Origin of the sequence: Nitrosomonas supralitoralis (assembly GCF_003011925.2) — a bacterium.
GTDB lineage: Bacteria > Pseudomonadota > Gammaproteobacteria > Burkholderiales > Nitrosomonadaceae > Nitrosomonas > Nitrosomonas supralitoralis.
Map to the genome: position 1 here is coordinate 16891 of NZ_PXXU01000044.1, position 11187 is coordinate 28077.

An 11187-nucleotide genomic window follows, 5' to 3' on the forward strand; every position below is an offset into this window, starting at 1 on the left:
ATGGTTTGCTGCAAACAAACATTGTTCATATGGTCCTCAAATCCTTAATAGTTTGCTTGATTGATTCACTATCAGCTAATGATAACTGCTGTAAATTTTGATCGATGCGTTTGTTTAATCCGGCCAATACCTTGCCTGGTCCGCATTCGATGACATGCGTCATTCCAGCCGCTGCAAAAGCTCGGATAGTATCTACCCAATGTACCGGACTAATAAGCTGTTGCACTAGAATTTCTTTAATTGCGGATGCGTCTGAATGCTGTTTCACATCAGTATTATGCAGAATTGGGATTTTAGGCGATTGCAGTGTGACGTGTTTCAATTGCGACTGCATGCTTTCGGCTGCCGGTTTCATTAGTGAGCAGTGTGAAGGGATGCTCATAGGCAGCATGATTGCACGCTTTGCTCCCTTGGATTTTGCCAATGCAATGCCTTTCAGGATTGCATTTTTGTGTCCCGCGATAACGATCTGGCCGGGTGAGTTAAAATTGGCTGGCTCAAGAAATTCCCCATTACTCTGATTCGTAATGTCGCGACAAATTGTTTTGATGGTTTCATCATCCAGCCCTAGAATCGCAGCCATTCCGCCGCAATCTTCCGGTACAGCTTTCTGCATCACTTGTGCACGAAAGTGCACTAATGACAGCGCATCGGCAAAACTCAGTGCCTCCGATGCGACCAGCGCGGTGTATTCTCCCAGACTATGTCCTGCCATAAATGCTGGTTTGATGCCGCGTAGACTTATCCACGCACGGTATACCGCCACTCCTGCTATCAGCATGATCGGCTGGGTGTTTAGTGTGAGATTGAGATCATCCGCAGGTCCGGTATTTACCATCGACCAGAAATCCTGCTTGAGGATGTCGGACGCCTCTTTAAAGGTTTCCTGAATAATGGGTAAGTCTAGGTATCCATTCATCATTCCAATCGATTGAGATCCTTGACCTGGAAATACAAATGCAAATTTCATAATCACCAACGCAGTAAAACTGCCCCCCATGTAAAACCACCGCCAACACCTTCCATCAATATTAATTGATCAGACTGAATGCGTCCATCACGTACAGCCATATCAAGTGCAAGGGGAATGGAAGCTGCCGAAGTATTTCCATGTTTATCCACCGCTACCACTACTTTTTCCATTGGCAGCCCTAATTTCTTTGCTGTCGATTGAATAATCCGGATATTGGCCTGATGAGGAATTAACCAATCAATATCGGTGGGCTGCAGTTTGTTTTCTGCGACTGCTTCGTGTACGACCTCTTCCAAAACTTTGACAGCGAATTTAAAAACGGCATTACCCTCCATGTTGATGTAGGGCTTGCCTTGTACTTTTCCGCCACTGATGCATCCGGGGGCGGACAGAATATTGCTATGACTGCCGCTGGCATGCAGATGTGTTGATAAAATTCCGGGCTGATCACTGCGCGACAGCACGACTGCTCCCGCACCATCGCCGAACAAAACACAAGTACTGCGATCGTTCCAGTCGAGTATTTTTGAATAGATTTCGCTTCCGACTACTAAGGCATTGCGACATTTTCCTGAACTGACAAACATGTCGGCTGTCGCCAGCGCATAAACAAAGCCGCTGCATACTGCTTGAACATCAAATGCCGGACAATTTTCGATACCCAATTTATGTTGCAGGATACAGGCGGTGCTTGGAAAAATCATGTCAGGTGTGGTGGTTGCGACAATGATGAGATCAATGTCTTTTCCGGTTACGCCGGCAGCTTGCATGGCATTCTGGCACGCATACAATGCAAGATCGCTAGCGACCTGATTCTCTGCGGCAATATGCCGCTGAGTAATCCCTGTACGTGTTCGTATCCATTCGTCACTAGTATCAACTATACGTTCCAGATCGAGATTGGTAAGTATTTTTTCCGGTAAATAACTACCTGTTCCAGTGATTCTTGAATACATTATCTTGTGACTTCTTTAGAAGAGATTTGTGGATGCCGAGAGAACTCCGCGACTCGTTCACTAATCCGTCGCAACATTCCGCCTCGAACTTCATCAACTGCTCGTTTTATTGCAAAGCCAAATGCATACTTGTCCGCAGAGCCATGACTTTTGATCACTATGCCGCGTAAACCCAGAAAGCTAGCACCATTATAGCGACGATGATCAACGCGACGTTTGAACGAATTAATGACAGGCATTGCGATTAAACCCGCAAGTTTTGTCAGTAAATTTCGTTTAAATTCTTCACGTAAATATGTTGCTAGCATTTGTGCAAGGCCTTCCGAAGTTTTTAAGGTGATATTACCAACAAATCCATCACAAACTACAACATCAGTCGTACCCTTATAAATATCGGTGCCTTCGACATTGCCATAAAAATTAAGTCCACTATCGCGTAATAATTCGCCTGCTTGTTTGACTATTTCATTTCCTTTGATTTCTTCTTCGCCAATGTTGAGTAATCCAACACTAGGGTATATCTTATTTTCAACCGAAGATACCAAGGATGCCCCCATGATTCCGAATTGAAACAGGTGCTCTGCTGTGCAGTCGACGTTCGCACCCAGATCTAATATATAAGTGTGCCCGATGCTGGTAGGTAATATTACTGCAAGTGCCGGACGATCCACACCGGGTATTGTTTTCAATACAAACCGAGAGGTTGCTAATAAAGCACCTGTGTTCCCGGCGCTGATGCAAGCCTGCGCTTCGCCTGTTTTAACGAGGTTAATGGAAACTCGCATGGAAGAGTCCTTCTTGCCACGCAGAGCTGCTGCCGGTGACTCATCCATGCTGACTACTTCACTTGCAGGGTGTATGCGAACTCTCGACCCAACCTCTGAATTTGCGGCATGCAGTTCTGCTTCGATAGCATCGGGAATGCCAACAAGAATAATATTGGCTTCAGGATCGCTGCGTAAATAATCAAGTGCGGATGGAACTGTGACATGTGGGCCATGATCACCACCCATGCAATCTATTGCTACAGTAATATCCAATTTTCAGTGTTCTTGTGGCTGAGAGTAACTTATATGCTGATATGTCTTGTAGCAATGAAAAAAATATTTAGTCGTTTTTGGTTTTAACGACTTTTTTGCCGCGATAGTATCCATTTGGGCTAATATGGTGACGTAAGTGAATTTCTCCAGTATTGGGTTCTACGGCTAATGGTGGATTGGTCAGAAAATCATGCGAACGATGCATGCCGCGTTTCGATGGGGACTTCTTATTTTGCTGAACTGCCATGTGTGCTAGCTCCTTAAGCTTAATTTGTCTTTTTTAATGTTGCCAATACTGCAAAGGGGTGTGCTGATTTTTTATTGCCGATTAGATTATCTTCGGCTAATTTTAGTTTAACCGTACTACATTCACCATCTGCGTGACGTGATGAAATCGGCAGACTGAGAATTACTTCATCTTCAATCAAATTGACGACATCTAAATCAGGTATTGCTAAAATAGCATCAATGGTATCGTCTTCATCCGCCAGGTGCAGTTCTGTTTCATTTTTTGCCAAAAGCAAAAATGTCTTTAAATCAATTGTGTAATTAAGTTCTCCAAGGCAACGCTGACACTTAAGATGAATTCTACCTTTGGCTTCCAACTGCAAACCTGGTTTTGTGTTCTTGTCGAATTGACCGCTAATTCGATAGGTCAGCTCTCCTTCCTGGTCAAACAGCAAGTCATGCAGACGCACAAGTTCAACCATCGGGATTTTACCATGACGTATGCCCGCATTTTGTACAAAATCTAGAGAGTCTATCACTAACCTAACAGACATATGGCGCGCATGTTATATTTTTTACTCGTAAGTGTCAAAAAATACAGAAGGTAATTTTGAAAACACAAAAATTTACTCAACAAATTATACTGGGATCTGGTTCGATCTATCGCAAAGAATTGCTTCAACGATTGCAAATTCCTTTTGAAACAAGCAATCCGAAAATTGACGAAATGCCTCTATGCAACGAATTGCCTGAACAAACGGCCGCACGTTTGGCGGAAGCAAAAGCCCGCGCAGTTGCCCAAACTTATCCGCAGGCGCTTATTATCGGTTCAGATCAAGTGGCAGCATTAGGAGATATTCGTCTTGGCAAGCCATTGAATCATGTTAATGCCGTGGAGCAATTGCGGCAGACCCGGGGAAAGGAGGTCGTTTTTTATACTGCTGTATGTCTCTTGAATAGTTTTACGGATAAGTTACAAATTCGTGTTATTCCATATCATGTGAAATTCCGACAGTTAAGCGATCAACAAATTGAGAATTACTTGATAAAAGAGCAACCTTATCAATGTGCCGGAAGTGCAAAATCAGAAGGCCTTGGTATCGCGCTTATTGAGCGAATGACAGGCAACGACCCTAGCGGATTGATCGGATTGCCTCTCATCACTTTAATCGATATGTTAAATCTTGAAGGGGTTAATATAATTTAAAGGATTTAGGGCTTGAATTTATTAACAAAGCTTTCAAATTTCAAATAGGCGTGGTAATGTGAAACAATTGCGCTATTCAAAACTTTCATTATTTGCAGATTGCGACACCGATGCGGAGATATCCTGCTTATCCAGTTATTCTTGCGCTGATTATTAGTATGCTGACGAATGGACTGAGTTTGTCTTTCAGAGGAGAAGTTTTTGCTCATGAGCTGGATCATATTCGTCAAGCGTTGTCAGCTGATCCTACGACACATTTAGAATTGCACCGTAATAATGTATTCTGGGATGGCATTGAGCTTGATGCAGCAACACATTTGTGTCTGCATGCGGCAGGACAATATCAACCATTCTTTTTTAATTCTTTTCCGATTATTCCGGATCAGACTGTTACAGAAGTCATAACTGTATTTATATCTGCATTTATTCCTGAAACAATTCCTGATTTACCCCTGCGTCCTCCTCGAAGTATTTCTTTAAGCTAAATTTAACTTGTGTTGCTTGTGGATTAATTTTATGGATCCACAACCATGCGGAGCGGATCATTTTAAATTTCTTGATCTGTTTTATATATGCGTAAGCATAATCGGAGGTATTCCATGAGACTACGCAACCTGTCAATAGCGTCATGCTATGGGGTGGCAGCGGAATTGCAGGTCATGCTGGTGAGTTTAACTCTATTACTGGTTTTCTCATTTCAGTTAGAAGCCGGTGCGGGTACTTTTACTGCACCGCCATATGGGGTAGAAAATGATTCAATCGAGTCCTCAATTAGGGAAACAGATAAACTCACGTTACGTGATGCGGTGAATCTCGCATTACTTCGTAATCCGGAGTTGGCGGCTTTTTCCAAAGAAATGCGCGCACTGGAAGGCGTGACACTGCAAGCTGGATTACTAAGAAATCCGGAATTGTCAGTAAATGTTGAAAATATCGGCAACATCCAAAAGCTGCGCGGTGATCTTAATTCTTCCGATTCGGTAGCGCAGGAGGTAGTGCAGCAGCTTACAACCATCCGTATTGGTCAATTGATTGAGCTAGGTGGTAAACGTGCTGCCCGCGTCAATGCAGCTTTACTTGGAGAAGAGCTGGCTGCCAAAGATTATGAAGCCAAGCGCATCGAAATTATCGCCAGGGTAGCCAATGTATTCACGGAAGTGCTTGCTGCGCAAGAGCGATTAAGACTGGCTGAGGAAACCAGACAGGTGGCACAGAATGTGGTCACTACAGTGACTGGACGAGTGCAAGGCGGTAAAGTGCCGCCGATTGAAGAAACCCGAGTTAAGATTGGGTTGTCGACAACACGTATAGAACAGGAACAGGCGCAACGGGATTTGATATCGGCACGCAGGCGGCTGGCACTGTTATGGAACAGCTCCTCGCCGCAGTTCAAAGAGGCCGTAGGGGATCTGGAAACAGTAATTGCTCCACCAAGCTTCCAGCGTTTGGAAGAACGTATCATAGACAATCCAATGGCGCTGCGTGCCATGAAAAATATAGAGCAGCGCAAGGCGATCGTGGAAGTAGAGCGAACCCGTCGCATTCCCAATCTCAACATTAATGCAGGAGTGGTGCATCACGCTCAACTCGGTGGTAGCACAGCCGTAGCGAGTGTAATGATGCCATTGCCGTTGTTCGATCGCAATCAAGGAAATCTTAAAGAAGCTTATCAACGAGTGGATAAAGCTGAGGATGAACAAGCCGCGATGGAACTGCAACTAAAAACCGAGTTGACGCAATCCTATGAAATGCTGTCGGCATCCTGGAATGAAGTTAACATTTTGCGTGATGAAATATTGCCAGGCGCCAAGAGCGCTTTCCACGTAACACGTAGAGGTTATGAGCTAGGAAAATTTGGTTTGCTGGAGTTGTTGGATGCGCAGCGTGTGTTATTTCAAAATCAAGTGCTGTATGTGCGGGCATTGGCAAACTATCAGCGTTTGGTGAATGACATTGAACGCCTAATTGCAGCGCCTATCGATAGTGTGTTGATTCATCGTGGTGTAGAAAAAAGGGTGAAGGAATAAATTATGGACAAAGCGCGATTGAAGCCAATCCTGATGGTTATTGCTATAGGGATCATATTGGGTGGGTTGATACTGATTATGGATAAATCTTCTGGTGTCGTAGTGGATATGGAAGGCATTCATGCCAATGAGAAATCATCTGAGAATCATCTCGCCACTGGTCCGAGAGGAGGTGCGCTGTTTACAGATCATGATTTCAACCTGGAATTGACTATTTTCGAAAAAGGCGTGCCACCGCAGTTCCGGGTTTATTTGTATGAAAAAGGTAAATTGCTACCACCTACTTCCGCTACCGTGGCCATCACATTAACCCGGCTAGGTGCACCAGCGCAGTTGTTTCAATTTATTCCGGAAGGGGATTATTTGCTGGGAGATCAAATCGTTGAGGAGCCGCATTCGTTTGATATCGTTATTACCGCCGAGTATAACGGCAAAATCTTACGCTGGAGTCATAGTCAGTTGGAAGGGCGAGTGGAAATAAGCGATGACATGCTAAAAAGTATGGGAATTGAGCTGCTTACGGCGGGACCAGCCATTATTAAACCCAAACTCAGACTCCCGGGAGAGGTGATTTTCAATGAGCATAACATCGTGCGGGTGGTGCCGCGGGTTCCAGGCGTGGTGACTGCGGTGCATGCCCATTATGGTCAGCATGTGGAGAAAAATGATGTGCTGGCCGTCATCGATAGTCCGATGCTGGCGGATTTGCGCAGCCAATATTCTGTAGCCAAAAAACGACTGACATTGGCAAAGACAACTTACGAGCGAGAAAAACAGTTATGGGAAGAAAAAATCAGCGCCAAACAGGAATTTCTTTTGGCGGAAGAGCTATGGCATGAAGCTCAGATTGCTTTGGAGCTGGCTGCTACCAAATTGCTTGCTTTAGGCGTGCAACCTGAATCTAATTTCTTAAGAACAAACATTACACAGTATGAGATACGCTCTCCAATTTCTGGAATCATCATTGCCAAGTTTCTCGCGCTTGGCGAGGTGCTCAAGGAAGATAGGGAAATTTTTACTGTTGCAGATGTATCGACAGTATGGACGGCTGTTACAGTTTATCCAAAAGATCTCAATGTGATTCGGGTTGGTCAGAAAGTTGCCGTGAAGGCGACAGCTTATGACGTAGAAAGCGAAGGAGCTGTGATTTACATCTCCACCCTGATCGGTGGCCAAACACGTACGGCAACAGCCCGGGTTGAGCTGGATAATAGTGATGGCAAATGGCGCCCCGGTATGTTTGTGAATGCCGAACTGGTAGCGGAAGAAATTGCAGTACCTGTTGCCGTTTCTGTTGATGCCATACAAACATTCCGTGATTGGTCGGTGGTATTCGGTCGTTATGGCCACTATTTCGAGGTTCGTCCTTTGGAGCTGGGACGCAGTGATGGTGAAATGGTTGAGGTTTTCGATGGACTTTCACAGGGTGAGCAATACGCCGGAGGTAACAGCTTTGCCCTGAAAGCAGAGCTGGGTAAAGCGGGCGCAACTCACGACCATTAAATCGATAACCTGATCAAAGCGAGCTAACATGTTTGAACGCATTTTACATCTATCTATTTATCAACGCGGGATCGTGCTGATGGCGGTCATGATGATGGCAATTATTGGCATCTATAGTTACCAGAAACTGCCGATTGATGCGGTACCCGATATCACTAATGTTCAGGTTCAGATTAACACGGCTGCGGCGGGCTATTCGCCAATTGAGGTGGAACAACGCATTACATTTCCGATTGAGACCATCATGGCAGGATTGCCGTATCTGGACTATACCCGCTCCATCTCACGCTATGGATTGTCGCAAGTTACCGTGGTTTTCAAAGATGGCACCGATGTTTATTTTGCGCGTCAGCAAGTCAGTCAACGCATTCAGGAGGCAAAGGGTCGGTTGCCGGTTGGCATTGAACCCATGATGGGGCCAATTTCAACAGGTTTGGGCGAAATTTTCATGTGGACCGTGAATGCCGAGGAAGGTGCTAAAAAGCCGGATGGCACAAACTATACCTCGACTGATTTACGGGAAATCCAGGATTGGGTGATACGACCTCAGTTGCGGACGGTGAAAGGAGTTACAGAAATCAACACCGTGGGTGGCTATGTCAAACAATTTCATGTAGCGCCATACCCGGAAAAAATGATTTCTTTTGGTTTGACATTGATCGACTTGATGATCGCTCTGGAGCGAAATAATCTGAACGTCGGCGCGGGTTATATCGAAAGAAGCGGAGAGCAGTATCTGGTTCGCGTACCGGGGCAAGTCGCTGACTTGGAAGAAATTGGCAATATTATTTTGGGTTCTCGGCAAGGAACCCCGATTCGAATAAAGGATGTGGCGGATATCCTGATCGGCAAAGAACTGCGCAACGGTGCTGCTACTCAGAATGGCAAGGAGGTTGTGTTAGGAACAGTACATATGCTGATTGGAGAAAATAGCCGTATCGTTTCTCAAGCTGCAGCCAAGAAACTGGAGAAAATCAATCGCAATCTGCCTGAAGGCGTTTTTACTACACCCGTTTATGATCGCACCACCCTAGTCGATAAAACTATTCATACCGTGGCGAAAAATCTGCTCGAGGGCGCTGCTTTGGTAATTGTGGTATTGCTGTTGTTTCTTGGCAACCTGCGAGCCGCACTGATTGCGGCATTTGTTATTCCGCTGTCGATGCTGTTCACTTTTACCGGTATGGTGACTAATCATGTCAGCGCTAATCTGATGAGCTTGGGGGCGATTGATTTTGGCATTATCGTGGATGGCGCGATTGTCATTGTGGAAAACAGCATACGTAGATTGGCACATGAACAGATGCGCCTGGGAAGAGTGCTCACGCTCACTGAGCGGCTGGAATTAGTGTTTGATGCTTCCAGGGAGGCGCGGAAGGTGTTGATTTATGGGGAGTTGATCATCATCATTGTTTACTTGCCGATTTTTGCATTGACCGGAGTAGAAGGAAAAATGTTTCATCCGATGGCGTTGACGGTTGTGACGGCATTGGTTGGTGCGATGATTCTTTCGATTACATTTGTTCCGGCGGCCATCGCATTCTTTTTGACCGGTAAGGTACAGGAAAAAGAAAGTCGTGTGATGGTGTGGGCTAAAAGAGCCTATATGCCGGTATTGGCGACAACCATGAATAACCGTGAGCTCACAGTCACGATAGCAATTGTGATTGTTATTTTGTCAGGATTGTTGACTACGCGTGTAGGTAGCGAATTTGTTCCCAGTTTGAATGAAGGTGATATTGCCCTGCATGCCATCCGTATTCCCGGCACTAGCTTGACCACTGCAGTCGAAATGCAGAATGAACTGGAAGTGGTGATCAAGAAATTTCCTGAAGTCGAACGGGTGTTTTCCAAAATTGGCACAGCTGAAATAGCGACTGATCCGATGCCGCCCAGTGTTGCAGATACTTTTATTATCTTGAAACCACAATCGGAATGGACTGGGGAACATCGAACCAAGGCAGAGCTGATTGCTGCGATGGAGCAAGCGGTACATAAGGTTCCTGGCAACAATTATGAATTTACCCAACCGATCCAGATGCGTTTCAATGAGCTGCTGTCTGGGGTGCGTGCCGATGTAGCGATCAAGGTGTTCGGCGATGATATGGATACTTTGCTGGATTTAGGGGAAGAAATTGAAAGACTGCTTGGAACCGTTCCAGGCGCTGCGGATGTAAGAACCGAGCAGATTACAGGACTACCGGTACTTTCGATCCAAATGGATCGTGCCCAAATGGCGCGTTATGGGTTGAATGGTCGCGATGTACAGGATGTGGTTGCGATGTCGGTGGGTGGTAGAAGTGCGGGTATGATCTTTGAAGGTGACCGTCGCTTTGATTTACAGATAAGGTTGCCGGAGCATTTGAGAGTAGATATTGAAGCATTGAAACGATTACCCATCAGTATTTCGTTGCAAAGTGTTGCGTTGGCGCCCATTATGCCGCAAGTTGCTCAAGCGGCTCAGCCAGCTATACCGGTTTTTGTCACTTTGGGTGAAGTAGCCAGATTCGAATTGATGCAAGGTCCCAATCAGGTCAGCAGGGAAAATGGCAAACGCAGAATCGTAGTCACCGCCAACGTTCGTGGCCGGGATCTGGGTTCGTTTGTTAACGAAGCGGAAGATCTCATTAACGAAAAGATCCGAATCCCTCCTGGCTATTGGACAACCTGGGGTGGCCAATTTGAGCAGATGATGTCCGCAGCGCAACGCCTGCAGATCGTGATACCGGTTGCACTCGGCTTAATATTCATTCTGCTATACACGATGTTCGGCAATGTGCGCGATGCATTACTGATGTTTACTGGGGTCCCGTTTGCCTTGACCGGCGGGATATTGGCTTTATGGCTGCGCGAGATTCCCTTATCCATCTCAGCCGGTGTAGGGTTTATCGCCCTCTCCGGCGTGGCGGTACTGAATGGGTTAGTGATGTTGGCGTTTATTCGGGGTTTAAGAGAAAAAGGATTGCAACTGGATGACGCGATTGAAACCGGCGCATTGACTCGATTGCGTCCGGTTCTGATGACTGCACTTGTAGCGTCGATCGGATTCCTGCCCATGGCGCTTGCCACCGGTACCGGCGCGGAAGTGCAGCGGCCTCTGGCAACAGTGGTGATCGGTGGCATTCTGTCGTCGACTGCGTTGACGCTGCTGGTGCTGCCGGTGCTGTACCGGATCGTACATGGGAAGGATACAAGTAAGGGGTAATCTAGCAGGCCGTTGAAAAACTATCTGCGTTGCTGCTACGGTATTAAA

The 11187-nt window shown here is 45.9% G+C and carries 10 protein-coding genes; 5 read left to right on the top strand and 5 right to left on the bottom strand.

What is annotated here, in order from left to right; genetic code table 11:
* Positions 1-25: 25 nt before the first annotated feature.
* The 5 genes from fabD to C7H79_RS12800 all read right to left on the bottom strand — a co-directional run bounded on the left by fabD (position 26) and on the right by C7H79_RS12800 (position 3751).
* Positions 26-970, bottom strand: coding sequence for an ACP S-malonyltransferase (fabD, locus tag C7H79_RS12780; protein ID WP_106707649.1), 945 nt, complete (start codon positions 968-970; stop codon positions 26-28).
* Positions 971-972: 2 nt separating this feature from the next.
* Positions 973-1929, bottom strand: a complete 957-nt coding sequence (locus C7H79_RS12785; protein WP_106707639.1) for a beta-ketoacyl-ACP synthase III — start codon at positions 1927-1929, stop codon at positions 973-975.
* Positions 1929-2969, bottom strand: coding sequence for a phosphate acyltransferase PlsX (gene plsX / locus C7H79_RS12790; RefSeq protein WP_106707640.1), 1041 nt, complete (start codon positions 2967-2969; stop codon positions 1929-1931). The genes C7H79_RS12785 and plsX overlap by 1 nt, the downstream gene beginning before the upstream one ends.
* A 67-nt stretch (positions 2970-3036) precedes the next feature.
* Positions 3037-3216, bottom strand: a complete 180-nt coding sequence (rpmF, locus tag C7H79_RS12795) for a 50S ribosomal protein L32 (protein WP_106707641.1) — start codon at positions 3214-3216, stop codon at positions 3037-3039.
* 19 nt (positions 3217-3235) lie between these two features.
* On the bottom strand, positions 3236-3751 hold the full coding sequence (locus tag C7H79_RS12800; RefSeq protein WP_106707642.1) for a YceD family protein: 516 nt from the start codon (positions 3749-3751) through the stop codon (positions 3236-3238).
* A 56-nt stretch (positions 3752-3807) separates the two neighbouring features.
* On the opposite strand from C7H79_RS12800, the gene C7H79_RS12805 reads away from it, so the two are divergent.
* The 5 genes from C7H79_RS12805 (at position 3808) to C7H79_RS12825 (ending at position 11139) form a co-directional block, all read left to right on the top strand.
* Positions 3808-4404 carry a Maf family protein gene (locus C7H79_RS12805; RefSeq protein ID WP_106707643.1) on the top strand — a complete coding sequence of 199 codons (597 nt, stop codon included), beginning with the start codon at positions 3808-3810 and terminating at the stop codon, positions 4402-4404.
* A gap of 110 nt (positions 4405-4514) precedes the next feature.
* Positions 4515-4889, top strand: a complete 375-nt coding sequence (locus tag C7H79_RS12810) for a hypothetical protein (protein WP_106707644.1) — start codon at positions 4515-4517, stop codon at positions 4887-4889.
* A gap of 114 nt (positions 4890-5003) precedes the next feature.
* Positions 5004-6431, top strand: a complete 1428-nt coding sequence (locus C7H79_RS12815; protein WP_106707645.1) for a TolC family protein — start codon at positions 5004-5006, stop codon at positions 6429-6431.
* A gap of 3 nt (positions 6432-6434) precedes the next feature.
* Positions 6435-7934, top strand: a complete 1500-nt coding sequence (locus C7H79_RS12820) for an efflux RND transporter periplasmic adaptor subunit (protein ID WP_106707646.1) — start codon at positions 6435-6437, stop codon at positions 7932-7934.
* A gap of 28 nt (positions 7935-7962) precedes the next feature.
* On the top strand, positions 7963-11139 hold the full coding sequence (locus C7H79_RS12825) for an efflux RND transporter permease subunit (protein WP_106707647.1): 3177 nt from the start codon (positions 7963-7965) through the stop codon (positions 11137-11139).
* Positions 11140-11187 lie beyond the last annotated feature (48 nt).